This window comes from Lawsonibacter faecis (genome assembly GCF_014287675.1).
Taxonomy (GTDB): Bacteria; Bacillota; Clostridia; order Oscillospirales; family Oscillospiraceae; genus Pseudoflavonifractor; species Pseudoflavonifractor faecis.
On sequence record NZ_JACOPQ010000006.1, the window covers coordinates 104,523 to 129,999 of the forward strand.

The 25,477-nt window shown below is 63.0% G+C and carries 23 protein-coding genes; 1 reads left to right on the forward strand and 22 read right to left on the reverse strand.

Annotated elements, in window-relative coordinates:
* Positions 1–43: 43 nt before the first annotated feature.
* The 5 genes from H8S62_RS09220 to H8S62_RS18050 all read right to left on the reverse strand — a co-directional run bounded on the left by H8S62_RS09220 (position 44) and on the right by H8S62_RS18050 (position 4,293).
* Positions 44–1,021 (reverse strand): PhoH family protein, encoded by a 978-nt coding sequence (locus tag H8S62_RS09220; protein WP_173023486.1) that lies wholly within the window; start codon positions 1,019–1,021, stop codon positions 44–46.
* Between the two features lie 68 nt (positions 1,022–1,089).
* Entirely contained in the window at positions 1,090–2,310 is a 1,221-nt protein-coding gene (locus tag H8S62_RS09225) for a sporulation protein YqfD (RefSeq protein WP_186919095.1), read from the reverse strand.
* Positions 2,311–2,389: 79 nt separating this feature from the next.
* Positions 2,390–2,671 (reverse strand): YabP/YqfC family sporulation protein, encoded by a 282-nt coding sequence (locus H8S62_RS09230; protein WP_155147221.1) that lies wholly within the window; start codon positions 2,669–2,671, stop codon positions 2,390–2,392.
* Positions 2,672–2,836: 165 nt separating this feature from the next.
* Positions 2,837–3,106, reverse strand: a complete 270-nt coding sequence (locus tag H8S62_RS09235; protein WP_155147223.1) for a DUF1905 domain-containing protein — start codon at positions 3,104–3,106, stop codon at positions 2,837–2,839.
* On the reverse strand, positions 3,103–4,293 hold the full coding sequence (locus tag H8S62_RS18050) for a CCA tRNA nucleotidyltransferase (protein WP_243255534.1): 1,191 nt from the start codon (positions 4,291–4,293) through the stop codon (positions 3,103–3,105). The genes H8S62_RS09235 and H8S62_RS18050 overlap by 4 nt, the downstream gene beginning before the upstream one ends.
* Before the next feature lie 144 nt (positions 4,294–4,437).
* Between H8S62_RS18050 and murC the strand changes: the two genes are divergently transcribed.
* Positions 4,438–5,811 (forward strand): UDP-N-acetylmuramate--L-alanine ligase, encoded by a 1,374-nt coding sequence (gene murC / locus H8S62_RS09245; protein ID WP_186919096.1) that lies wholly within the window; start codon positions 4,438–4,440, stop codon positions 5,809–5,811.
* Between the two features lie 65 nt (positions 5,812–5,876).
* Here the strand turns inward: murC and H8S62_RS18350 are convergent, their stop codons facing one another.
* The 17 genes from H8S62_RS18350 to H8S62_RS09325 all read right to left on the reverse strand — a co-directional run bounded on the left by H8S62_RS18350 (position 5,877) and on the right by H8S62_RS09325 (position 25,284).
* Entirely contained in the window at positions 5,877–6,008 is a 132-nt protein-coding gene (locus H8S62_RS18350; protein WP_279287755.1) for a hypothetical protein, read from the reverse strand.
* A 96-nt stretch (positions 6,009–6,104) separates the two neighbouring features.
* Positions 6,105–6,725 (reverse strand): TetR family transcriptional regulator, encoded by a 621-nt coding sequence (locus H8S62_RS09250; protein WP_186919097.1) that lies wholly within the window; start codon positions 6,723–6,725, stop codon positions 6,105–6,107.
* 4 nt (positions 6,726–6,729) lie between these two features.
* Complete coding sequence (locus tag H8S62_RS09255) at positions 6,730–7,152, reverse strand: hypothetical protein (protein ID WP_155147229.1); 423 nt, start codon at positions 7,150–7,152, stop codon at positions 6,730–6,732.
* Positions 7,153–7,288: 136 nt separating this feature from the next.
* A complete protein-coding gene (mreB, locus tag H8S62_RS09260; protein ID WP_155147231.1) occupies positions 7,289–8,311 on the reverse strand; it encodes a rod shape-determining protein in 1,023 nt (340 codons plus the stop codon).
* A 256-nt stretch (positions 8,312–8,567) separates the two neighbouring features.
* The gene (locus H8S62_RS09265; RefSeq protein WP_155147233.1) at positions 8,568–9,224 is read right to left on the reverse strand and encodes a ComF family protein; all 657 of its coding nucleotides are present in this window, start codon (positions 9,222–9,224) and stop codon (positions 8,568–8,570) included.
* Complete coding sequence (locus H8S62_RS09270; protein WP_186919098.1) at positions 9,221–9,397, reverse strand: type II toxin-antitoxin system antitoxin; 177 nt, start codon at positions 9,395–9,397, stop codon at positions 9,221–9,223. The genes H8S62_RS09265 and H8S62_RS09270 overlap by 4 nt, the downstream gene beginning before the upstream one ends.
* A gap of 168 nt (positions 9,398–9,565) precedes the next feature.
* Positions 9,566–11,785 carry an SF1B family DNA helicase RecD2 gene (gene recD2 / locus H8S62_RS09275; RefSeq protein ID WP_186919099.1) on the reverse strand — a complete coding sequence of 740 codons (2,220 nt, stop codon included), beginning with the start codon at positions 11,783–11,785 and terminating at the stop codon, positions 9,566–9,568.
* 127 nt (positions 11,786–11,912) lie between these two features.
* Positions 11,913–12,251, reverse strand: a complete 339-nt coding sequence (locus H8S62_RS09280; RefSeq protein ID WP_186919100.1) for a hypothetical protein — start codon at positions 12,249–12,251, stop codon at positions 11,913–11,915.
* A gap of 91 nt (positions 12,252–12,342) precedes the next feature.
* Complete coding sequence (locus H8S62_RS09285; RefSeq protein WP_155147452.1) at positions 12,343–12,837, reverse strand: COG2426 family protein; 495 nt, start codon at positions 12,835–12,837, stop codon at positions 12,343–12,345.
* A gap of 310 nt (positions 12,838–13,147) precedes the next feature.
* Positions 13,148–15,973: an excinuclease ABC subunit UvrA gene (gene uvrA, locus H8S62_RS09290; protein WP_186919101.1), complete on the reverse strand. Its 2,826-nt coding sequence runs from the start codon at positions 15,971–15,973 to the stop codon at positions 13,148–13,150.
* Between the two features lie 21 nt (positions 15,974–15,994).
* Positions 15,995–16,486, reverse strand: coding sequence for a transposase (locus tag H8S62_RS09295; RefSeq protein ID WP_186919102.1), 492 nt, complete (start codon positions 16,484–16,486; stop codon positions 15,995–15,997).
* Between the two features lie 94 nt (positions 16,487–16,580).
* Positions 16,581–16,922, reverse strand: coding sequence for an inorganic pyrophosphatase (locus tag H8S62_RS09300; RefSeq protein WP_155147247.1), 342 nt, complete (start codon positions 16,920–16,922; stop codon positions 16,581–16,583).
* Positions 16,923–17,166: 244 nt separating this feature from the next.
* Positions 17,167–17,250, reverse strand: a complete 84-nt coding sequence (locus tag H8S62_RS18705) for a UvrB/UvrC motif-containing protein (RefSeq protein ID WP_155147454.1) — start codon at positions 17,248–17,250, stop codon at positions 17,167–17,169.
* 160 nt (positions 17,251–17,410) lie between these two features.
* Complete coding sequence (gene uvrB, locus H8S62_RS09310; protein WP_186919103.1) at positions 17,411–19,381, reverse strand: excinuclease ABC subunit UvrB; 1,971 nt, start codon at positions 19,379–19,381, stop codon at positions 17,411–17,413.
* Between the two features lie 338 nt (positions 19,382–19,719).
* On the reverse strand, positions 19,720–20,400 hold the full coding sequence (locus tag H8S62_RS09315) for a JAB domain-containing protein (RefSeq protein WP_155147251.1): 681 nt from the start codon (positions 20,398–20,400) through the stop codon (positions 19,720–19,722).
* 134 nt (positions 20,401–20,534) lie between these two features.
* A complete protein-coding gene (gene pyrE, locus H8S62_RS09320) occupies positions 20,535–21,209 on the reverse strand; it encodes an orotate phosphoribosyltransferase (protein WP_155147253.1) in 675 nt (224 codons plus the stop codon).
* A gap of 220 nt (positions 21,210–21,429) precedes the next feature.
* Entirely contained in the window at positions 21,430–25,284 is a 3,855-nt protein-coding gene (locus tag H8S62_RS09325) for a PAS domain-containing protein (RefSeq protein WP_186919104.1), read from the reverse strand.
* Positions 25,285–25,477 lie beyond the last annotated feature (193 nt).

The following is a 25,477-nucleotide window of genomic DNA, read 5'->3' on the forward strand; positions in this document are numbered from 1 at the left end:
AGTCGGGAACCCACGCTCGTGGGTTCCCGACTTTTTAAGCAGTCTATTTCTCATCTCCGGCCGGCCGCCGTCTGCCGTCCCGCCTGGCCCTCCGGTTCTCGTCGTCCTCATAGGCCTTAATGATCCGCTGGACGATAATATGGCGCACCACGTCCGCCTGATTCAGGCGGCAGATGGCGATGTCCTCCACGCCGCCCAGAACCCGCATGGCCTCCTTAAGGCCGCTCACCTTGTCGGTGGGCAGGTCAATCTGGGTCACATCGCCGGTGATGACGATTTTGGATCCGAAGCCCATGCGGGTGAGGAACATCTTCATCTGCTCCCGGGAGGTGTTCTGCGCCTCGTCCAGAATGATAAAGCTGTCGTCCAGGGTGCGACCGCGCATATAGGCCAGGGGCGCCACCTCGATGTTGCCCCGCTCCAGGTACTTCTGGTAGGTCTCGGGGCCGAGCATCTCGAAAAGCGCGTCGTAGAGGGGCCGCAGGTAGGGGTCCACCTTACTCTGGAGGTCGCCCGGCAGAAAGCCCAGCCGCTCCCCCGCCTCCACGGCGGGCCGGGTGAGGATGATGCGGTTGACCTGCTTGTCCCGGAAGGCGGCCACGGCGGCGGCCACGGCCAGGTAGGTCTTGCCGGTGCCCGCCGGACCGATGCCAAGGGTGACGGTGTTTTTCTTAATGGCCTCCACATACTTCTTTTGTCCAATGGTCTTGGCCTTGATGGGTTTGCCCTTGGCGGTGACGCACAGGACGTCCCGGGCCAAATCCCCGATGCGGTCCTCGTTCCCGGAGCGCACCAGGGACACGATGTACCGCACGTTCTGCTCGTTAATGGCCTCGCCCCGGGCGGAGAGGGACATGAGGCCCTCGATGGCCTTCACGCCGTACATGACGTTCTCCGCCTCGCCGGAGACCTTCAGCTCCCCGTCCCGGCTCACCACCGTGACCGAGAGCTCCCGCTCGATGATGCGGATATTCTCATCGAAGGTGCCGAAGATATTGACGGCCTCCTCCATGCGCTCCATACTGATTGTCTGTTCAGTCAAGTCGTTACGCTCCTTAGTATCACTCTTCGGCGGGGCACGCTCCCGCCTTACGGCTGCGTGTCCTGCGCCTGATCGGCGAAGGGCACGAATTTTCCGATTTCCTCTTTGCATTCCGCCTGAAGCCGGACGGTCAGCTTCCCGTCCGCCGCGCGGGACGTGTAGTCCGCGCTGATAACCTCGCCGGAGCCTAGCTGCTGCCGGAGGGCCTCGTCCAGCCGGGCGCGGAGCAGCTCCTCCGCGGCGGCGATGTCCACCGGGGCGGGGGTGGTATCGTAGGCCCGGACGGTCTCCCTGGTCAGGGACAGGGGCATCTCCTGTCCGCCGGGGAGGCTGGCGGTCCATACGTTGGTTATTTTATCATACTCGGCAAAGGAAATTCCACTGTTTCCGTAAAAATTGATGCGTCGGCCCAACAAATTCAGGGACCAGAGGGCTATCTCCTCCCCGGTATAGGATTTGACCCGGGCCTCCAGGGGGATTTCCGCCTCCAGCGTCCGCCAGGTCCGGGCGTAGATCAGCCCGTTGGCCTTCACCCTCCGCCAGCCCAAATCCACCTCGCCGTACTCCGGGCCCTCGATGTGAATATTCCCGGCAATTAAAAGCTCTCCCGCCAGGACGGTGTCCCCCTCCTTGACGGCGGCCTCCCCCTCCAGGACCGACAAATCCGTCACCAGCCCGGGGGCGCGGGCCACCACGTCCCCCAGGACTTTGTCGTCCACCAGTTCGGGCTTCTCCACCTTCTCCCGCACCAGTACCTCGGCCACCGTGCCCCGCATATTGACCGCGCACCAGGACAGGCCGTCCACCCGCAGCAGCAGCTCCTGGGCTGTGGCGGCCGGGTCGATGCCGGGGCCGTAGACTCCGGGGCGGACCCCCAGGCGGCGCAGTTGGCTCACGATCTCCGCCGTGGAGACAGTCTCGTTGCCCGAAACCTCCACCGTCAGCACGAACTGGGACAGGACGCACACCGCCATCAGGGAGAGCGTCAGCCCGGCCAGCAGGGCGTACCGCTTTTTAAACCGCGCGAGAAAGGCGGGGGCCCCCCGGCTGAGCTGGGTCTTGACCTCGCACATGACCTTCTCCCCCAAGGCCCGGGAGCGCTTCAAATCCTTCCGGGCCACGGTGATGCGCAGGTTTCCCGCATCCAGCCACTCCACAGCCCAGAAGCTCACGCCGTTCTGGGCGCAGAGGTTCAAAAAGCGCTCCGGAAAGGCTCCGGAGACCTCCAGGCGCACGCTTCCCCGGAGGAAATTGATGATTTTTTGCATAACACACCCCCTGGGAAGATAAAAAAGAAACGAGGTTCTTCGCGCCGGCCCTCATCTTACATTTTTCCTTCTTCTTTTTCTATGTCAGCTCCACACCCAAAATGGTCCCGGTAATCAGCAGCTCGCTGGCGTTCATCGCCCTCAGCTCCAGGCCGTCGCCCCGGACCTTTACCACCAGCTTTCCGCCGGAGACGTGAATCTCCTCGGTGCCGTAGGCCAGAATCCCCTTGTGGTTTTCCATCCGCAGCTCCCGGTTCCCGGTGAGCTCAATGCGGGGCAGCCCGGCCACCACGTCGCCGGGCAGATCGAAGACCTGTGCCGTCCTCTCCAGGATGCCCTCCCGTTTTCCTCGCTTTTCCATTCCGCCCCCTCCTCGTCCTGCTATCCATATGATAAAAATACTCCGGGCTTGCCTGTCCCAGAGAAAAAGAGCGTCCGCGCCCGGCGGGCGGCGGCGGCCATTTTCTCACCTCCGCACAGCGCAAACCGGGGGCGCGGCCTAGGCCGCGCCCCCGGTTTGTAAACACTATTCCCGCTCCTGAACGGTCACCCGCACCACATCGCCCGGGCCTTTCCCAACCCTGGCTCGGATGTCCTTGCGCAGGCCCAGGATATGGCCCTGCGTACCCATACGCACGAGGCTCCCTTCATAGGCCTCGCCGTCAAAGCTGGCGCGGACCTTCACGCGCCCTCTCCCGAATTCCGCGCGCACGTCGTAGGGAAACTCCACATAGGCCCCGTCGATATCCGGAACCTTGCGGATCACCGCGTCGAATATATAGACCCTTTCGTTCAATCCTCCGCCTCTTCCCGCTTCAGGATGTCCAGCAGGACCTCCCGCCGGTTGTCCTCCGGATGGTCCAGCACATGGCTCAAAAGCCGCGCCTGGGCGGCGCCAATCTCCGTGCCGGAGTAGCCCAGGGCCGTCAAATCCCGGCCCCGGAGCGCCAGGTCCGAGACCCGGCAGCAGGGCCGCTCCTCCAGTATCTCCAGGAGCGCGGCGGTGTATGCGCCGGCGGTGAGGGCATCCCCAATGGCTGCGGCGGCTATGCAGGCGTCCTTTCCGTAGCCGGCCAGAGCCCGCCGCCAATCCCGCGCCGACCAGGGCGGGCCGTCCCGCCAGAGGGCCGCGCCCCCCTCGCAGGCGGAGATGGTTTTTTTGTCAAGCCGCAGGGCCCGCAGGAAGTCTCCCACGCTTCTGATGCTCCCCCAGTCGGCCAGCGCGCCGCACAGGGCCGCCCACCGGGACAGGGGCGCAGCCTCCGTCCGGTGGAGGACGGTGAGGTCCGGGTCGGCGGGGCCCGCCAGGTATTTGTCCATAAGCCCCCAGGTAAAGAGCCGCTCCCCCCGCTCGGGCCAGGGAGACAGGAGGGTCTTCTCCAGCTCCGTGCGTACCCGCTCGGCGGAGAGTCCGTCCGCCCGGCGGGCGCATTTGCGCAGCGCCTGGGCCGTCCCGCTCTCAATGGCAAAGCCCAGTTGAGCGGAGAAGCGCACGGCCCGCAGCATCCGCAGGGCGTCCTCCCGAAAGCGGCGCTCCGCATCCCCCACGCAGCGGATAAGCCGCATACGCAGATCGCTCTGCCCACCGCAGGGGTCGATAATTTCCCCCTCCGGCCCCAGGGCCATGGCGTTGATGGTAAAATCCCGCCGGCTCAGGTCCTCGGTGAGCCCCGCGTCGAAGCGCACTGCGTCGGGGTGCCGCCCGTCGGCGTAACCCCCCTCCCGGCGGAAGGTGGTCACCTCCACGCCGCCGTCCTCGGTAAGGACGGTAACGGTGCCGTGTTTCACGCCGGTGGGGACAGTGCGCTCGAAGAGCGCCATGACCGTCTCCGGCAGGGCCGAGGTGGTCACATCCCAGTCCGCCGGGTCCACGCCCCGCAGCAGGTCCCGGACGCAGCCGCCCACCGGATAGGCCCCGAACCCCGCGGCCCGCAGCGTCCGGCACACCCGGGCGACGCCGCCGGGAATTTGCGTCCTATCCATACTTCCGCCCCCTCTGGTATCTTTTTCTTGTCCACTGTCTATAATGGTATCAGCTTGGAAATGCCTTGCCATTTCTACTACTTCATATTATAATGGTAAACTTGAAAAGAGCAACGAATACTTACAAAAAAGGGCGTGTTCCCTATGTCAAACAACATCCACGACTATATTGTCCCCGGTGGGCGGGCACATCTGGTGGGCATCGGCGGCGTCTCCATGTCGCCTCTGGCCGAGGTTCTCGCCGGTATGGGTATGCGCATCACCGGATCGGATATGCGTGAGAGCGCCACCGTGGAGCATCTGCGCTCCCTGGGCATCCAAATATCCATCGGCCACACAGCGGCCAACGTGGGCGACGTGGACCTCATTGTCCGCACCGCCGCCGTACACGACGACAATCCCGAGATCTCCGAGGCGCGCCGCCGGGGGATCCCGGTCTTTGAACGCGCCCAGGCCTGGGGCTCCATCATGCGCAGCTACAAGAACGCGCTGTGCATCTCGGGCACTCATGGGAAGACCACCACCACCTCCATGTGCACCCACATCGCCATGGCCGCCCAGGCGGACCCTACGGTGATGATCGGCGGCACCCTGCCCCTCCTGGGTGCGGGCCACCGGGTGGGCCAGGGGGACACCATCATCCTGGAGAGCTGCGAGTACTGCAACTCCTTTCTCTCCTTCTTCCCCACGGTGGCGGTGATCCTGAACATTGAGGCCGACCATCTGGACTTCTTCCAAGACCTGGAGGACGTGGAGCACTCCTTCCGCACCTTTGCAGATCTGGTGCCTGAAAACGGTCTTATCATCGCCAACCGGGACGACGCCAACACCATGAAGACCCTGGAGGGGGAGACGCGGCGCGTGATCACCTTCGGCCTCAGTGAGGGGGACGTCCACGCAGGGGATCTCACCTGGGAAAAGGGCCTGCCCGCCTTCGACGTGGTCTACCGGGGAGAGGCCTTCGCCCATGTGTCTCTGAAGGTCCCCGGCGCGCACAACGTGCTGGACGCCCTGGCCGCCGCCGCATCCGCCATCGCTCTGGGGATGCCCGCCCGGGCCGTGGAGGAGGGGCTGGCCGCCTTCCGTGGCGCGGGCCGCCGGTTCGAGCACAAGGGCAGCTGCAACGGCGCTGAGGTGTACGACGACTACGCCCACCACCCCGGCGAGCTGCGCGCCCTCCTCTCCACCGCCAAGACCCTGGGGTACGAGCGGGTGGTCTGCGCCTTTCAGCCCCACACCTACACACGGACCAAGGCCCTCTTCGACGATTTTGTGGAGGTTCTCAGGGAGAGCGACCTCACCCTTCTGGCAGAAATCTTTGCCGCCCGCGAGGTCAACACCATCGGCATCTCCTCCCGGGATCTGGCCAATAAAATACCGGGCTCGCGTTACTTCGCCACTCTGCCCGAGCTGACTGCGCACCTGAAGGAGATCGCCCGGCCCGGCGACCTGATTCTCACCGTCGGCGCGGGGGATATCTACACGGTGGGCGAGGCCCTGGTCGCGGACGTTATCTGAGCCACATCAAAAGCGGGACATATGCAGCTGCATATGTCCCGCTTTTCCATCTCGTTATGGCCGTCCTACGGCAGCCGCTCCGGCTGGCAGCGCGCCTGCGCCCAATCGCGCTCCTCCATGCCCTCATCCCTCCCCTGCCGCAGCAGCGACAGGATTGCGGCGTCCTCCATCGCCTCTCCCCCCTTCACCCATACCATACGCCCGCCGCGGAGAAATCCCCCCCTTTTTCCATGTAGATTTTCGTTTATCCGGGAACGCCAAGGCCCGCCCGGCGGCGCCGGGCGGGCCTTGGCTTAATGGTTTGGTTCCGTCTCGTAGACACTGGCAAATTGGAGCACATGGTCCCGAAGCGCGCTCCGGACAGTGTCCTCCTCCGCACTGCCGCCGCAGCGGCTGAAGAGGAGGAAAATCGGCCCGTAGAACTGCGCCGCCGCAGCGCCGGGGTCGCCGGGGCGGAAAATCCCCCGCTGCATCATCTGGGCAAAGAGGGCGGTCTGGAAGCGGATGGGCGCTTCGATGAAGATATCCCGGTAGCACCGCCCGGCTTCGCCGTTCCGGTACTGCTCCAGGGTGAGCATCTGCCGGAACATCCGCAGGCCGTCGTCGGTGATGAAGCGCAGAAAGACATCCCCCGTCAGCGCCGCCAGCGCCTCGGTATCCCGCATGAAATCCATCTCCGCCAGCGCGGGGCCCGGCCGGCCCGTCAGATGGTAGGGCGCGAATATAGCCTCGATCTGCCGGCCGCTCTCCTCCACCAGCGCGTCGAAGATGGCCTGCTTGCACTTGAAATGGTTGTAAATGGAGCTCTCCTTAATCCCCACCGCCCCGGCGATGTCCCGGACAGATACGGCCTCGTATCCCCGGACCGAAAACAGCTCCAGCGCCGCCTGGGCGATCTTTTCTTTTGTCGTCACGACCTCACCCCTGTAGGTGAAGTATAACCCGCGAGACCTCGATGGTCAACACCTTGACGGTAAACGCCGCCGACAGCACCGCAAATACCCAGAAGCGATAGGTCTGGTGAGGTACGAAAAGCGCCGAGAGGCCCGCCAGGAAAATGACGCCGCCGCTGATACAGCAGATAACGGACTGAACGCTCTTGACGTTGAACAGCCCCGCCGCCACCGAGCCGTCGATGGCATTCTGGACCGACAGATGGTAGCCGTCCCGGGCGGCGGCCAGGGTGCACAGCACCAGTCCCGCCGCCGCCAGCACCAGGATGCGCCAGCCCCAGCGCTCCACCGTCTCCCGCCGGACCAGGGACGCGATGATAAACCCCGCCAGCGCCAGCATCAGCAGCAGGGACTGGACTCTCACGGGGGAACCGAGATAGAGTTTCATATGTTTCCCTCCAAACTAACAATTGTTAGTTATAGTATAGCTAACAACTGTTAGTCTGTCAAGCAGAGGTTTCCAATGCTTCTGTGCTCCTCACCACAAAAAAGCGCCCGGCCGTCGGCCGGGCGCTTTTGTCTCTTTAATTCATCTGTTTCCGCCGGGAGAGGTTCTTGGTGCCCGGCTCCATGTCGCCCATGGAGTCCAGCGCCTTGCCCGTGCCGAAGGCCACGCAGGAGATGGCGTCGTCGGCGATATGGGTCTCAATGCCGGTATGGGACTCGATGAGCTTGTCGAAGCCCCAGACCAAGCTGCCGCCGCCGGTCATAACGATGCCGTTGGTGGAGATATCGGCCACCAGCTCCGGGGGCGTGCGCTCCAGGACGCTGTGGATGGCCTCCAGGATGCGGGTGGAGACCTCCTCAAAGGCCTCGATCATCTCGCTGGAGGTGACGGTGAAGGTCCGGGGCAGGCCGGTCATCAGGCAGCGGCCCTTGACCTCGAAGCTCTGCTCCTCGGGCCGGGGGAAGACGCAGCCGATCTGCATCTTAATCTCCTCGGCGGTGCGGTCGCCGATGAGTACATTGTGCTTGCGGCGGATATACTTCACAATGGCCTCATCAAACTGGTCGCCGGCGATCTTGATGGAGGTGGACTCCACGATGCCGCTGAGGGAGATTACGGCGATGTCGGTGGTGCCGCCTCCGATATCCACCACCATATGGCCGTCGGGCTTGGCGATGTCGATGCCCGCGCCGATGGCGGCGGCCAGAGGCTCCTCAATGATGTACACGTTGCGGGCGCCGGCCTGAATACCGGCGTCGATGACGGCGCGCTCCTCCACCTCGGTAATGCCGGAGGGGACGCAGATCATCACCCGGGGCTTGAAGAAGCGGAAGGAGGCCGCCTTGCGGATAAACTCCTTGAGCATCCGCTCGGTCATGTCGAAGTCGGAAATCACACCCTCCCGGAGGGGACGGATCGCCACGATGTTGCCGGGGGTACGGCCCAGCATCTGCTGCGCCTCGGTGCCCACCTTGAGGATCTTTCCGCTGTCCTTGTCCATGGCCACCACGGAGGGCTCCCGCAGGACCACGCCTTTGCCCTTTACATATACCAAAATGGACGCCGTTCCCAGGTCGATCCCGATGTCTTTACTGAACATACCTGCACCTCGAAGTCTTTTGAAGCTTTCTTTTATTTTAGCCCAGAATCCCATACCTTAATCCTTTACATTATACGTGTTGGTCCTATGTATTTCAACGTTTTTCGTAAACTTTATAACTTTTTCACATTTGATAGGCCGCCCGGCGCAGAACCGTCCGGCGCAAATCACAGCATATCGCAAAATGGGATATTTTCCGGGCTGCTCCGCCGCGGGAAGAAACGCCCGCCGAGAGGCCGTTTCAGAGTGCAGCATGTCACCGGGCCCGGGCCAGCGTGGCGCAAAGCACGTCGCACGCCCCGGAGATGCGCAGCACCCTGGCGCACTCCGAGATCGTGGCGCCGGTGGTAATCACGTCGTCGATGAGCAGCACCCGCCTGCCCGCCACCAGCTCCGGCTCGATGCACTGGTAGGCATTCATCACATTGGCCCTCCGGGCCGCCTCATGCTCCATCCCGGACTGGGCGCTGTTGTGTTTGGTCTTGCGCAGGGTTTCCGCCGCAACGTCGCCCAGCGCCATCGCGGCGGACTGGGCCAGCAGGAAGGCCTGGTCGTACCCCCGCTCCTTCTTCCGCCTGGACGAGAGGGGTACCCAGGTGATGAGATCGTACTCCCCCTCCAGGTGGTCCCGGACGCACTGTGCCACCAGGGAGCCGTACACCCTGGCGTAAGCGCTGATTCCCTTAAACTTATAGCGGTGGATGGATTCCCGCACGTCCCCCTCGTAGCGCAGGGGCGAGACGCACCTGGAGAAAAATTCCCCCTTCTGCTCCGCCGCGCCCTCAATAAGCCAGGGCAGGCCCCGCTGGCAGGCGGCGCAGATGTCCCGCTCGCCCGCGCCCAGAATTCTGCCGCAGAATACGCACCTGGGCGGAAACAGCAGGTCCAGCAGGACCGACACCGGCCCGCTCATTTCAGATCCTCGTCCCGAATGGGACCGTGCTCCTTCTCAAAGCTCCGGACGCACTCCTGAATCAGATGGATGACCTGCCAGTTCAGGGATCGGCCCTCATATTCCGCGATGTAGACCAGCTTTTTGTGCATCTCACTGTCCATGCGGATGCCGAGGTGTTTGTCTCTTTTCATCGTAACACCACCTTCACGGAGATGTTATCTATTTTGTGCACGCACAATCGAATTGTGCGTGCATTTTAAGTTCATACATTTCTCCGTCTCCCACCTGCTCTGCGCAAACGCCGCCCGCTGCTATTGCACTGAAAGAGGGACCGGCGGCGCCGGTCCCTCCAGGATGAATTACTCCATTTTTGCCAGCCTGGCCCGCAGGCCGGAGTACCGCCGCTGCTGGCGGTCGTTGGCCACCATCTGGGCCACCTTCTGCTCATCCCCCACGATGATGAAGAGCTCCCGCGCCCGGGTGATGGCGGTATAGAGCACGCCCCGGGCCAGCAGCATGGGCGCGCCGTCGCAGACGGCCAGAATGACCGCCCGGTACTCGCTGCCCTGGGCCTTGTGGACCGTGACGGCGTAGGCGGGCTCCAGCTCGCCCAGCAGGTCGGTGGTGTACTCCACAATGCGCCCGTCGAAATCCACGGTGATGGTCTCGTCCCGGCTGTCCACCTTCAGGATGGCGCCGATGTCCCCGTTGAAGACCCCCATGCCCGACTCCATACCGTCGCGCTGACGCCAGAGAATGTCGTAGTTGTTGCGCACCTGCATCACCCGGTCGCCCTCCCGGAAGACGTACTCCCCGAAGCGCCGCTCCGCCCGTCCGTCCCCACCGGGGTTCAGGGCCTCCTGGATCGCCCTGTTGAGGGAGGCGGTGCCGGTGGTGTGCCGGCGGGTGGGCGACAGCACCTGAATCTGGTCGGCGGGGATGCCCATCTTCTGGGGCAGACGGGTCTTGCAAAGCTCCACAATGGTGTCCGCCGTACCCGCCGCGTCCCGCCGGCGCAGAAAGAAAAAGTCCTTGTCGCTTCCGTTATGTAGGTCGGGCAGCTCGCCCCGGTTGACGGCGTGGGCGTTCATGACGATGGCGCTCTCAGCCGCCTGGCGGAAAATCTCCGTGAGGCGCACCATGGGGATGCGACCGCTGCGGATGAGGTCCCCCAGCAGGTTTCCCGGCCCCACGGAGGGGAGCTGGTCCGGATCGCCCACCAGCACCAGGCGGCACTCGCCCCTGAGCGCGGCCAGCAGGGCCCGCATCAGCGTGATGTCCACCATGGAGGTCTCGTCCACAATCACGGCGTCGGCTTTCAGCGGATCGGACTCGTCGTGGGCGAAGACCAGCCTGCCGCTGGCGCTGTCGAATTGGGTCTCCAGCAGGCGGTGGATGGTAAACGCCTCCACCCCGCACAGCTCGCCCAGCCGCTTGGCGGCCCGGCCCGTGGGGGCAGCCAGCGCCGTCTCCAGCCCCATGGCCTCGAAAAGGGCCAGCACTCCCCGGAGGGAGGTGGTCTTGCCCGTGCCCGGCCCGCCGGTGAGCAGCATCACCTGGGCGGTGGCGGCCAGACGCACCGCCTCACGCTGCTGAGGCGCATAGGTGATGCCCTGCTCCTTCTGAATGTTCTCCAGGATACGGTCCAGGCCCTCCGGCGCAACCATCTCCCCGGCGCTCATGTCCGCCATGCGCTGGGCCACAAAGCATTCGGCCTCGTAGAGATCGAATAGGTACACCGCCTCCTGTTTCGCGGTATCCTCCTGGATGACCTCGCCCCGCTCCACGAGGGCCTCCAGCCCGTCCTCCAGGGCCTCGGTATCCTCCACCCCCAGGAGCTGGGCGGTGGCCCCGATGAGCTTGTGCCTGGGGAGAAAAGTGTGTCCGTTATTGAGGTTGTGGCTCAGCTCGAAGAGGAGCCCGGCCTCCAGCCGCTGGGGGTCCTCCCCGTCCAGCCCCACCGAGAGGGCCAGCTCGTCGGCCAGGGAGAAGCTCACCCCCAGCTCCTCGTCCACCAGCAGATAGGGGTTGCTCCGCAGGACCTCCAGGGTCCGGTCCCCGTACCGGCGGTAGAGGGGCATGGCGAGCTGAAGGGGCAGTCCGTTGGCCGCCAGGAACTCCAGCAGGCGGCGCATCCCCATCTGGGAGCGGAAGTTCTCTCCCATGGCCAGGGCCCGTTTCCGGGTGACGCCGTGAATTTTGGTCAGCAGCTCCGGGTTCTCCTCCAGGATGTTGAGCGTTTCGGATCCGAACTCCTCCACCATCCGCTTGGCGGTGGCCGCGCCGATGCCCCGCACCGCGCCCGAGGCCAGATAGTCGAAGACCGCCTTCTCCCCTGCGGGCATTCGGCGGTCTACAGTTTCGGCCTTGAATTGCTCCCCGTAGGAGGCGTGGCGCATCCAGCTTCCCCGGACGGAGAGTCCCTCGCCGGGGGCCGCGCCGGGCATACAGCCCACCACGGTTATGCCCCCCTGCTCCCCGCAGTCCAGCTTGAGGACTGTGTAGCCGTTCTCCTGGTTCTGGTAGATGACAGCCTCCACAGTGCCCTCTATGAGGTTGAGTTCCTCGCTGTCGGCCATGGGGCCTTCACCTCTTCTGTCTCAAAATAGCGGCGCCCGGAGCCCCCGACACATGCGGACGGCCCGTCTTTTCAGAGACTCCCGGACCCCGCGCCGATTGGACGTGTTGACCTTTTTCATACAAGGCTCAGCGCTCAACCAGCTCCCCCAGCTTTTCCGCCGGGCAGACCACCACGCCGGAATCCCGCTCCATCAGAATAGACGCAACGGTCCGGCCCTGATCGGTCAGGCCCCGGTCGGCGATAACGATGGTAAACCGCGCCAGATTGCCGCCCCGCAGCCAGAGCAGGCCGGTCACATCGTGCTCCAGGGTCTCCCCGTCCCCGCCGGCGGGTACCACGGCGTACACCGCGCCGCCGTCCTTTCCCCCCACCGGGGCAATAAGCCGTCCGAAAGCAATCCAGCCCAGCGCCAGCAGACCGCAGGCCGCCAGAAGGGCCACCAGCGCCTCCAATACAAAATGCATACGCGCTCACCTCCATGCCTCCATCTTATGCAGGTCATAAAAAGACGGTGAGCGCGGCAAATTTCTTCCTATTTCACGAAAACAGCCACTCTTATCCCATGACGGCGGAAAAGAGGTTCACGCCAAAGGAGGTGAGGGCCGTCATGATGCACCCGGCCAGAATAACCCCCGCGATGATGCTGGGGAGCGCCTTGCGCAGAGGCATGTCCAGAAATGCCGCGGCCAGGGCGCCCGTCCAGGCGCCTGTGCCGGGCAGGGGAATGGCGACGAACACCATGAGACCCAGGTACTTGTACTTGGTCACCTTCTTGCCCTTAAGATGGGCCTTGGCCTCCATCTTGTCCACCAGAGCATCCAGGGCGGGCAGGCGGCGGCGCATCCACTTGAAGATGCGCCGGATGTAGACCACAATGAAGGGCGCCGGCAGGATGTTGCCGATGACCGCTGCGATAAAAGCCGCCGGATAGGGCAGGCCCAGTTGGGCAACGCCGAAGGGGATGCCGCCCCGCAGCTCTATAATCGGAACCATCGAAACCAGCATGGTAAAGACGAACTCCCCAATGGGAGCGGCCGTCAGCCATTGCATCAAATCCAAAGAGAATCACCCGACCTAACTTTTTGATATGCGCCCTTCCGCCGTAAATCCGCTTGAAGTCTGCGGCAGACGGCACTGTCCGCCCTCCCGCCGTCAGGTGGGCAGGCCGCGCCGCATCTCCGGCAGGATAGCCTATTGGCTATTCTACCATTGTCAGGCCGGGTCTAGCAATAAAGTTTTTATGAAGTTTTCAAAGAGCGCTCTCCGCCCCTGCGCTTGCTGCGGCGAACGTCCCGTCCCGGCCGCCGGGGGGCGGCCTGCGACAGGGCGTCTGCCTCCACACGCAGCGGGGGAACCCATCTTACTCCAGCATCCGCTTCAGATACTTCCCCGTGTAGGAATCGGCGCACTGCGCCACCTCCTCAGGGGTACCGGTGCAGACCACATACCCGCCGCCGTCGCCGCCCTCGGGACCCAGGTCAATAATATGGTCGGCGGTCTTGATGACGTCCAGATTGTGCTCGATGACCACCACGGTGTTGCCTGTGTCCACCAGCTTCTGGAGGACCTCGATGAGCTTGTGGACGTCGGCGGAGTGCAGGCCGGTGGTGGGCTCGTCCAGTATATAGATGGTCTGTCCGGTGGAGCGCTTGGAGAGCTCGGTGGCCAGCTTGACCCGCTGGGCCTCGCCGCCGGAGAGGGTGGTGGAGGGCTGCCCCAGCTTCACGTAGGAGAGGCCCACCTCATAGAGGGTCTGGAGCTTATTGTAGATGCGGGGCAGGTTTTCAAAGAAGGGCAGGGCCTCCTCCACCGTCATCTCCAGCACCTCGTAGATGTTCTTGCCCTTGTACCTGACCTCCAGGGTCTCCCGGTTGTAGCGCCTGCCCTTGCAGACCTCGCACGGCACGTAGATATCGGGCAGGAAGTGCATCTCAATTTTCAGCAGGCCGTCGCCCTGGCACGCCTCGCACCGCCCGCCCCGGACGTTGAAGGAGAACCGCCCGGAGTTGTAGCCCCGGGTCTTTGCGTCCTGGGTGGAGGCGAACAGGTCGCGGATATCGTTGAAGAGGCCGGTATAGGTGGCGGGGTTGGAGCGGGGGGTCCGGCCGATGGGAGACTGGTCGATGTCGATGATCTTGTCCAGATGCTCCTCGCCCAGAATGGCGTCATGCCTGCCGGCCCGTGTCTTTGCCCGGTTCAAATCGGCGGCCAGCTTCTTATAGAGGATCTCATTGACGAGACTGGACTTGCCGGAGCCGGATACGCCGGTGACGCAGGTGAAGGTGCCCAGGGGGAACTCCACGTCGATGTGCCGCAGATTGTTCTCCGCCGCGCCCTTGATGGTGAGAAGCTTCCCGCTCCCCTTCCGCCGCTGGGTGGGGACGGGGATTTTCTTCCGGCCGGAGAGATAGTCTCCGGTGATGGAGCCGGGGGTGTTCATAATCTCCTCGGCGGTGCCCGCGGCAATCACGTACCCGCCGTGGACCCCCGCGCCGGGGCCGATGTCCACGATATAGTCGGCGCACCGCATGGTGTCCTCGTCATGCTCCACCACCAGGAGGGTGTTGCCCAGATCCCGCAGATGCTTCATAGTCTCCAGCAGCATGTCGTTGTCCCGCTGGTGCAGGCCGATGGACGGCTCGTCCAGGATGTAGAGCACCCCCATGAGGGAGGAGCCAATCTGGGTGGCCAGGCGGATGCGCTGGCTCTCGCCGCCGGAGAGGGTGGCGGCGGCCCGGCTCAGGGTCAGATACTGGAGACCCACGCTCTGGAGGAAGCCCAGCCGGGCCTTGATCTCCTTCAGAATTCGCTCGGCGATGAGCATCTTCTGGGGCGAGAGCTCCAGCTTCTCCACGAAGGCCAGGGCGTCGGTCACCGACATGTGGCAGAAGTCGTCGATATTGATGTCCCCCACGGTGACCGCCAGGGACTCCCTGCGCAGCCGCTTGCCGCCGCAGTCGGGGCAGGGGCGCTCGCTCATGCAGTCCTCCAGCTCCCGGCGCATGGCGTCGGACTGGGTCTCCCGGTAGCGGCGCTCGATGTTGTTGCAGATGCCCTCAAACGCCTGGTACAGCGTCCCCTGCCCCCGCTCCCTGTCATAGGTGAGCTTGAGCTTCTCGCCCTTGGTGCCGTAGAGGAGGATGTCCACCACCTCGGCGCTTAAATCCTTGACGGGGGTATTCAGCTTGAACTTATATTTCTGCGCCAGCGCCTCGAAGTACATCCGGGAGATGGAGTCCCCCTTGATGTTGTTCCAGCCGGAGGCCACGATGGCCCCCTCCAGGATGGAGAGCTCCTTGTTGGGGATGATGAGCTCGGGGTCCACCTTGAGCTGAGCCCCCAGGCCGGTACAGGTGGGACAGGCGCCGAAGGGGTTGTTAAAGGAGAACATCCGGGGGGTGAGCTCCTCTATGGAGATGCCGCAGTCCTCGCAGGCGTAGTTCTGGGAGAAGAGAATGTCCCGGTCCTCCCCCACGATGTTAATGACCACGATACCCCCCGCCAGGCCGGAGGCCACCTCCACCGAGTCGGTGAGCCGCTGGGCGATGTCCTCTTTAATGACCAAGCGGTCCACCACCACCTCGATGTTGTGCTTTTTGTTCTTGTCGAGCTTGATTTCCTCCGTCAGATCGTAGAGCGACCCGTCGGCCCGGACGCGGACATAGCCGGACTTGCGGGCGTCCTCAAAGATTTTCTGATGCTCGCCCTTCTTGCCCCGGATGACCGGGGCGAGAATTTGGATGCGGGTGGCCTCGGGCAGGGCCAGGACCTGATCGATGATCTGGTCGATGGTCTGCTGCTGAATCTCCTTGCCGCACTTGGGGCAGTGGGGCGTGCCCACCCGGGCCCAGAGGAGGCGGAGATAGTCGTAGATCTCGGTGACGGTGCCCACGGTGGACCGGGGGTTTTTGGAGGTGGTCTTCTGGTCGATGGAGATGGCGGGGGAGAGGCCGTCGATATAGTCCACGTCGGGCTTCTCCATCTGGCCCAGGAACATCCGGGCGTAGGAGCTGAGGGATTCCACATAGCGGCGCTGTCCCTCGGCGTAGATCGTCTCAAACGCCAGGGAGGACTTGCCGGAGCCGGACACGCCGGTGAGGACCACCAGCTTGTCCCGGGGCAGCTCCACGTCGATGTTTTTCAGATTGTTCTCCCGCGCGCCCTTGACGAAAATATGGTCGAGCATAGATTTGGTTCTCCTTTTGTTTTATGCGAAATAAACATCTTCCGCCCATTTGACGGGATTGGTGTCAATATAATTCCAGATGCGGAGATACTCTGCTTCACTGCGTATCACGCGGTCGTAATAGGTTTCCTGCCAGATACTGTGTCCGCCTGATTGGCGTGTGATCCCCGCTTTCCACTTCCCAATCACGTTTGGAATGTCGATGTGTTTTTCCTTCGCTGCCGCCCCTGTAGGGAGCGGATTTAACCGCTCCGCGATGCGTAGGATCATGTGGATGTGGTTCGGCATGATCACATATTTGTCCCGCAGCAGCCGGTCATAACGGCCAGGCAACAATTCGGTCTGTTCCCTCACCATTTTGCCAAGAGCCGATAGGCATACCACGCCCTCTACAATGCTTCCCAGCAGCGGTGCTCTGTCTCGTGTACATAGGGTGATGAAGTAGTAGCCCGGCTGACTGTAATCATAGGTTTTGAGACGAGTGTTCTTCCGTTGAGGATAGTCAGAAATCATATTTCCCACCTCTCACAGGAGACGGCGGAGCGCATAAATGCGCTCCCTACAGGCAGGGTGCGCCGAAGTTGCAGTTGGCTGAACGGAGGCCAGCTTATCTGGCTATCAGCAGCCCCTTCATATATTCTGAATCATTGTGAAATTGCACAACCAGTTCCTGTTCCTCAAGGGTGCAGCCAAGTAAAATCTTGATCTCCGAATCCCGCTTTAACAGATCGACCGTACAGATCACGCCGTCTATCGTGGGCAATGGACGGCTCCCACGCCAGACGTCGACTCCCTCTCCATCCATAGAGGCGGTATGTTCCAGGTAGCCGTAATCCAGCGGATAGACAATTTGGGCGTACCGCGGATGAACGCTTCCCCTGGGGCGGTCTATCACCAGCTTGGACTGGGCCACAAGCGTATCCAGCGCCACCCAGAAGCCGTTCTCCATCTATCCTCCGCCTTTCAGCTTGATGATCCTATCCCGCAGGACGGCGACGTACTCGAATTCCAGCAATTTACTCGCCTCGCGCATCGCCCCACCCGGCCAGGGCCGGGCGGGGACCCCGCTTCACTTTATCTGCCCGGACGGAATGAATCCGTCCGGCATCAAGGTTTCGGCCCTGTCGGGCCGAAGCCTAGGACGGCGCAAGCGCCGCCCCGCCTTGCGGGGCCCCGAAGGAGCTGCGGGAGGCTTACCCCCCGCCTTTCAGCTTGATGATCCTATCCCGCAGGACGGCGGCGTACTCGAATTCCAGCAATTTACTCGCCTCGCGCATCGCCCCACCCGGCCAGGGCCGGGCGGGGACCCCGCTTCACTTTATCTGCCCGGACGGAATGAATCCGTCCGGCATTAAGGTTTCGGCCCTGTCGGGCCGAAGCCTAGGACGGCGCAAGCGCCGCCCCGCCTTGCGGGGCCCCGAAGGAGCTGCGCGAGGCTTACCCCCCGCCTTTCAGCTTGATGATCCTATCCCGCAGGACGGCGGCGTACTCGAATTCCAGCAATTTACTCGCCTCGCGCATCTCCTTCTCCAGCTTGGCGATGGCCTCCATGCGCTGGAGCTTGGTGAGCTGCCTGGCGTCGAAGTCGAACTCCTTGTCCCCGTCGGCGTCCTGGGAGAGCTCGATGAGGTTGCGCACGCTCTTGATAATGGTTTTGGGCACGATGCCGTGGGCCTGGTTGAACTCGTCCTGGAGCTTCCGTCGGCGCTCGGTCTCGCCGATGGCGGCCATCATGGACGGGGTCATCTTGTCGGCGTACATCACCACCAGGCCCTCGGCGTTCCGGGCGGCCCGGCCGATGGTCTGGATGAGGGAGGTCTCGCTGCGCAGGAAGCCCTCCTTGTCCGCGTCCAGAATGGCCACGAGGCTGACCTCAGGCAAATCCAGGCCCTCGCGCAGCAGGTTGATGCCCACCAGCACGTCGAAGACCCCCAGGCGCAGATCCCGGATAATCTCCTGGCGCTCAATGGTGTCGATATCGTGGTGCATATAGCGGACCTTGATGCCCGCATTCTTGAGGTAGCCGGTGAGATCCTCGGCCATCCGCTTGGTGAGGGTGGTGACCAGAACCCGCTCCTTCCGGGCGGTGCGCTCGTTGATCTCGCCGATGAGGTCGTCAATCTGCCCCTCTACGGGCCGGACCTCAATGCGGGGGTCCAGCAGGCCCGTGGGCCGGATGACCTGCTCCACAATCTGTCCGGAGCGGGTGCGCTCGTACTCCGCCGGGGTGGCCGAGACGTAGATCACCTGATTGACCCGCTTCTCGAACTCGTCGAACTTGAGGGGGCGGTTGTCAAAAGCGCAGGGCAGGCGGAAGCCGTACTCCACCAGAGTCTCCTTCCGGGCCCGATCTCCGTTGTACATGGCCCGGACCTGTGGGAGGGTGACGTGGCTCTCGTCGATAAAGAGAACGAAATCCTTGGGGAAGTAGTCGATGAGGGTGTGGGGCGGAGAGCCGACGCTCCGCCCCTCAATGACCCGGGAGTAGTTCTCGATGCCGGAGCAGTAGCCCAGCTCCTGCATCATCTCGATGTCGTACAGAACCCGCTGTTTCAGGCGCTGGGCCTCCACCAGCTTGTTTTCCGCCTCAAAGTATTTCAGCCGCTCCTCCAGCTCCTTGTAGATTTCACCGATGGCGGCGTCCATTTTCTCCTTGGGGGTGACATAGTGGGTGGCGGGCCAGATGGGCACATGAATCAGGTTGCGGATGGGGGTGCCTGTGACTACGTTGACCTCGCTGATGCGGTCGATCTCGTCGCCAAAGAACTCCACTCGCACAGCGGCGTCCTTCCAGTAGGCGGGGTAAACCTCCACCGTGTCGCCCCGGACCCGGAACATATTGCGCTCAAAGGCGATGTCGTTGCGCTCGTAACGGATCTCCACCAGACGCTTGAGGAGATCGTCCCGCTTCAAGGTCATACCCACCCGGAGTGAGATCATCATCTTGGCGAAATCCTCCGGCTCGCCCAGTCCGTAGATGCAGGACACGGAGGAGACCACAATCACGTCCCTCCGCTCCAGCAGTGCGCAGGTGGCGGAGAGCCGCAGGCGGTCGATCTCGTCGTTGGTGGAGGCGTCCTTTTCGATGAAGGTGTCCGTATGGGGGATGTACGCCTCGGGCTGGTAGTAATCGTAGTAGGACACGAAGTACTCCACCGCATTGTTTGGAAAAAATTCCTTAAACTCGGCGCAGAGCTGCGCGGCCAGAGTCTTGTTGTGGGCCAGCACCAGGGTGGGCCGCTGGAGGCGCTCAATGGTCTTGGCCATGGTAAAGGTCTTGCCGGAGCCTGTGACGCCCATAAGGGTCTGCTCCTGAAGTCCCATCTCCACGCCCTTTGCCAGGGCGTCAATGGCCTCCGGCTGGTCGCCTGCGGGTTGGTATTCAGATACGACTTCAAATTTAGGCATAGGCCCACCTCCTTGATGCAATGCCATAGTAGACGTGTAAGCGCGGCGGACGCCTCGGGCTTACCCGCCGCTCCGCTCCAAGCTCCCCTATGCGGCTATCCTCCGCGCTTCTTGTCACGCTGCGGATTGGCCGCATGGCCGGGGACCTTTCCCTCCGCCTCCGGGCAAGCCCGGCCTGCCGCGCGGGGGACGGACGCCTCGGGCTTACCCGCCGCTCCGCTCCAAGCTCCCCTATGCGGCTATCCTCCGCGCTTCTTGTAATAATCGTACATTCATTCTATCAAAACGTATGTTCTATTGCAACCTTTATTTTCACAAATGGCACAACATTCCATGCTCTATTTTACCTCCGGCAGGAGGCCGCTATCCTTCAAAGAGACCATATCGTCATCCACAAAAATCAGATGGTCGTCCAATAGTACCCCTACCTGGGACAGGAGCGTCTGCAGGTAGAGGGTGGTGGCCTTGTCCTCGTCGGAGGGCAGCGCCAGCCCGGAGACGTGGTTGTGGGCCAGAATCACCCGGGCGGCGTTATGGTTCAGTGCGGTCTCCACCACGCCCCTGGGCGTGACCTCGGCGGCGTTCACGTTGCCCTCCCCCAGCTTTGCGCAGCCCAGGAGCTTCTTTTTGCCGTCCAGGCAGAGGAGGTAGACCCTCTCGTTCCGCGCTCCGAAAAAGAGCGGGTGCAGAATTTCATAGGCGGCGTAATTGGTGGTGATGAGGTTCCCGATGCGGCTGCGCCCGGCGGCATACCGCCGGGCCAGCTCCTTCACGGCCTTGAAAAGGACGGCGGAGCGGTCCCCCACACCCTTTACCTGGGCCAGGGCCTCCGGCGGTGCGTCAAGAACTCCCTCCAGGGAGCCGAACCGCTCCAGCAGGTCGTGGGCGATAGGGTTGGTGTCCTGCCGGGGGAGGGCGTAGAAAAGCAGCAGCTCCAGCACCTTGTGATCCGGGAAGGACTCGCTCCGGGCCAGAAACTCCCCCCGCAGCCGGTCCCGGTGGCCGGAATGGTCGGCCATAGCGCTCACCTCCAATGGGTAAAAATCTAACAGGAAAAACAGATTGGGCTGCCGCTCGAAATGAAGCGATGCGTGAGCGCATGGGGCCTTTCCACCGCAGGCCCTGCCGTCCCTCCAGCCTCACGGTTCACTGTTCACGCTCTCGCCCCGTACTCCGCAAGATAGGCCTCCATCCGGCCCTTCATCTCGTCGTCGATATACACCTTGCCGTCGATGGAATGATTGTGGAGGAAGGCGATGACCTCCCGGACGGTGACGATGGGGAACACCCGGATGCCGTGCTGCTCACGCAGCTCGTCCAGGGTGGTCTTGTCGCCGGTGCCCCGCTCCATGCGGTCCACGGAGACGATGAGGGCGGTCAAATCCACCGCCGCCACGCTCTTGAAGAGCTCAATGGTCTCCCGCACGGCAGTACCGGCTGTGACCACGTCCTCCACAATGACCACCCGGTCCCCGGCCTGGGGCTTGTAGCCCACCATGGAGCCGCCCTCGCCGTGGTCCTTAGCCTCCTTGCGGTTGAAGCAGTAGGGCAGGTCCCGGCCGTAATTGCGGTACAGGCTGGACGCCGCCGCCACGGCCAGGGGGATGCCCTTGTAGGCGGGACCGAAGAGGCAGTCCACGCCCTCGGGCAGGTTCTCCTGGATGCAGGCGGCGTAGTAGTCGCCCAGCTTGCCGGCCTGCGCACCGGTCTTGTAGTTGCCGGTGTTGATGAAATAGGGTGTTTTCCGCCCGGATTTGGTGGTGAAATCCCCGAAGGTGAGTACGCCGGAACGCACCATGAAGGTAATAAATTCTTCCTGATAAGTCATCGATTTCCGCCCCTTTTTGTGTGAATCAGTCGAAGTATTATATCACTGAAAAACCCTGTTATCAAGTATGAATTGCAGCAAAAATGATGGAACAAAACCCCTGTCTGTCGTAATTATGCCCTCGTATCCTCCTGAAGGCAGCAGTTTCTCCGCCTAACGCCGAGCGCCCCCGGACAACCGTCCGGGGGCGCTCCTATCCATTTTCCAACTTGGTGCGTGTTCAGTCTCCGCTCCCGATGGAGCGCTCCATGCACTCGCCCAGCAGGGCCAGCATCTGGTCCACCTGGATGGGCTTGGAGAGGTGTCCGTCCATACCGCTGGCAATGGACTTTTTGCTGTCCTCGTCGAAGGCGTTGGCGGACAGGGCGATAATGGGGATGGTCCGGGCGTCCGGCCTTCCCGAGGTGCGGATGCGCCGGGTGGCCTCCAGCCCGTCCATCACCGGCATGCGGATATCCATCAAGATGGCGTCGAACTCCCCCGGCTCCCCGCTGCAGAAGCGCTCCAGGGCCTCTCTGCCGTCGCCCGCACAGGAGACGGCAAACCCGTTCATCTCCAGAATGGTCTGGGCGATCTCCCGGTTGGTCTCATTGTCCTCGGCCAGGAGGATCCGGCGGCCCCGGAAATCCACGTGCAGCGCCGGGCGCGACTTCGCGGCGGCCGGGCGCGCCGCCTCCGGCGCGTAGTCAAAGGAGAGGGTAAAGAAGAATTCCGATCCCTCCCCCACCTCGCTTCTCACCTCCAGGCTGCCGCCCATCATCTGGACCAGCCGGCTGGAGATGGAGAGCCCCAGCCCCGTACCGCCCCGGCGGGCGGCGGTGCTTTTTTCCGCCTGCTCGAAGGAGTTGAAAATCCGCGTCAGCGCGGCGGCCTCAATGCCGATGCCGGTATCCGCCACGGAGAAGCGCAGCACCGCCCGCGGCCGGGTCTCCAGCGCCTCCACCCGGACTATGACGCCGCCCTCGTCGGTGAATTTGACGGCGTTGCCGATGATGTTGATCAGCACCTGGTTCAGCCTCAGCCCGTCCGCCCGGATGGGCCGCAGATCCCCACAGCCGTTTTCAAAGCGCAGCGTCAGGCCCTTTTCCGTGGCCTGGGGCCGCAGCAGGGACTCCAGGCTGCCCAGCAGCCGGGAGAGCTCCATGGTCTCGCAGTTGAGTTCCATCTTTCCGCTCTCAATTCTGGACATATCCAGGATATCGTTGATAAGGTTGAGCAGGTAGGTGTTGGCCTCCTCAATTTTATCCAGGCACTCCATTGCCTTGTGCCTGTCGTCCAGCACGCTCTTGGCGATGGTGGTCATGCCGCTGATGGCGTTCATGGGGGTGCGGATTTCGTGGGACATCCGGGAGAGGAAGTCGGTCTTGGCCTGGCTCACCGCGTCAGCCTTGGATTTCATGATGAAGGACGGGACAATCTTCACCAGCTCCTTCAGCAGCTTGCGCTCCTCCTGGGACCACTGGTAATTCTCCCTGTTTACCTCAAAGCTCATGGAGCCCACGTATTCGCCGTAGTTCCAAATCCCCGCGTGGAGGCAGGAGGCGATGTGGGAGATCCCCTCCCGCACGTTGCGGTCGGCCAGTCCGTCCTCGTCGTACATGGCGGCGCAGACGTCGAAATCCTCGTCGGAGACGTAGAAGTCCTGTCCCAGCTGGAGGTCGTTTCGGTTGCGGGCCCACTGGTAGGAGAAGTGCCAGCTCAGGTAGGCCCGGCTGGCCTCAATGATGGACACCCGGTCGAAGCGGAAGGTTCTCCCGATCCGGGAGAGGAGAAGGAAGACCGCGTCGTTGAGGTTCTTCGATTTGCCCAGCAGATCCAGGGCGAAGGATACCAGGTCCTTGTCCCGGTGCTCGGCCTCCGGCTTGATGACGTTGACCGGGTGCTCCTCGGTATAGACCTGGGTCAGGAAGACCCCCAGCTCGTTGGAGGTGTCCAGGTAGCAGGCCGCCTGGCCCTTGCCGTGCTCCTTTACGTATTTCAGCGTGCTCTCTGCGCAGCGGTAGAGGGCGTTGTACTCCTCCACCACCTCGGTGCTGCACATGCCGATGCTCACGCTGACGTGGATGTCCTTCTCGGCATTGATCAGGATGTTCCGGGCCAGGGCGGCGATCCGTGGGCCAATCATGGTGGCCCGGGTCTTGTCGCAGTGCTTGAGCAGGAGCATGAACTCGTCCCCGCCCAGGCGGATTTGAAGGTTGTCTGGCCCCGTCTCCGCCCGGAGCAGATCGGCCATCTCCTGGAGGATCACGTCGGCGAAGACGCTGCCCTCCTCCTGGTTGATGTTATCAAAATCGTCCATGTCCAGGAGCATCATCACGCAGTGCTCCCCCGGCGCTTTTCGCTCCAGGCACTCCTTGGCCAGGCGGACGCCGCACTCCTTGTTGTAAAGCCCCGTCAGGCTGTCCCGGGAGCGCGCGTCCAGCAGGGCCTCCTCCATCTCCTTCTGGCGGGTGATGTCCTCCACGATGCCCACCACGAGCTGGGGCGCGCCGCCCTCCCCGCTGAGAACCACCGACAGGGTCTCCCGGCACCAGAAGCCGCCGTCCGGGCCGCAGAATTCGCAGGAGGCGGTCCGCTCCCCCCGGTGTATCCGCTCGTACATCTCATAAAAGCCTTGATGGTACGGCTCGGCCACCATCTCCTTCGCAAAGGATTTCGGCATATTCTCATAGTGCTCCCCGCAGTGGTAGTAGTCCCGGGTGCGCGCGGGCACGATACACTCCCCGGTCTGTGGGTAGTAGTAGAATTCGCAGGTGGTGGTGTGCTCCAGCGCCAGCCGCAGCAGCTCGTTGCTGGCCTCAACCTGTTCCGCCAGGCGACGGCTGCGCAGCTCCGCCTTTTTCCGGCTGTCCACGTCCAGATACACGCTCTGGATGAGCTGGCCCCACTCGGCGTCCTGAATGACCTCGGCGCTGCCGATGATCCAGCACGGCGTCCCGTCCTTTCGGAGCAGGCGGTACTCGTAGCTTCCCTTGTCCCCGGGCTTGCGCAGGGCGCCCGCCTCCGCCAGGATGCGGCCCCGGTCCTCCTCCGCAATGAGGGCGCCCAGATCCCAGTCGTCCTTTGCCCAGAACTCCTCGCTGGTATAGCCGAAAATGCGGATGGCCTCCTGGTTTGCTTTCCGAAAGACCACCCCGCCGTCGGACAGACGGTACTGCACGATGCCGCACAGCACCGTCTGAAAGAGACTGTTGTACTGGGCGGCCTGCATCCTCTGCTCCTCGGCCTGGCGCTCCAGCTGGCGCTTGGCCTCCATCTCGGCGGTAATGTCCCGCACGACGCTGATGCAGACCGCCCGGCCGTCCACCGAAACGCCCTTCTTCCCGATGTCGTTGACCCAGATGTAGCTGCCGTCCTTCTTGCGGATGCGGTACTGGACCTCGTAGTCAAGGTCCTGGGCGAAGGCGGCCTCCACCAGGGCGTCCACCCGGGCGCGGTCGTCGGGGTGCATACAGTTGATGACCTTCCCGTCGATGGCCGCCACAAATTCCTCGTAGGTATAGCCCAGGTAGCTGAGCATGAAGTCGTTAACATAGTAGAGGGGGAAATCGGGCTCCAGATAGCCGCCCATCATGCCGCCGGGAATGCTTCTGCCCAGGATGTCCAGGGCCTTGGCGCCCAGCTGCCGCTCCAGCTCGGTGCGGCCCACGGTGTTGGACGGAAAAAACTCCCCCTCCTCCTGCTCGCTGTCGGGCGTGGAGGCGTGGATGGAGGCGATGCGGCACACGCCGTCCTCCCCCACGGTACAGACGGCGCTCACCCGGAACCAGATAAGGGCCTCCGCCCCCTCGCCGGGGTAGACCCAGGCAGTCAGCAGAACCGCCGCGCACCGGTCTGTGAAGGCGGACTCCTCAATGCTCTCATACTCAATCCTGCACGGCTCCGGCGCCTGGGCGAACTCCTCGCGCAGGGCGCGCTCCGCCTGGGCGCGCCCGGAGACCATCTCGGATTTCCCCGTCCCGACCCACTGCACGTCCTCTGTCAAATGGCCCAGCGTGTCCTTTAGGTCCCGCCGGACCAGGTAAGCGTCAAAAAAAGCCCGGACCGCGCCGGTCGCTTCGCCCGATCGTATCATTGATCTCGCCTCTTTCAGCTGTCACCGCCCAGTTTTGATATCTATGTATCATTATAGGGAGTCCGGGACGGAAAGGCAAGAATAACTGTGAAAACCGCCGCCCAGGACGTGCTCTCCCGCCGCCGCTCCGCACTCCGTCCGTAAAATGACGCGGCCCCACGGCTTTGCCGTGGGGCCGCGTCAGCTTGTCATT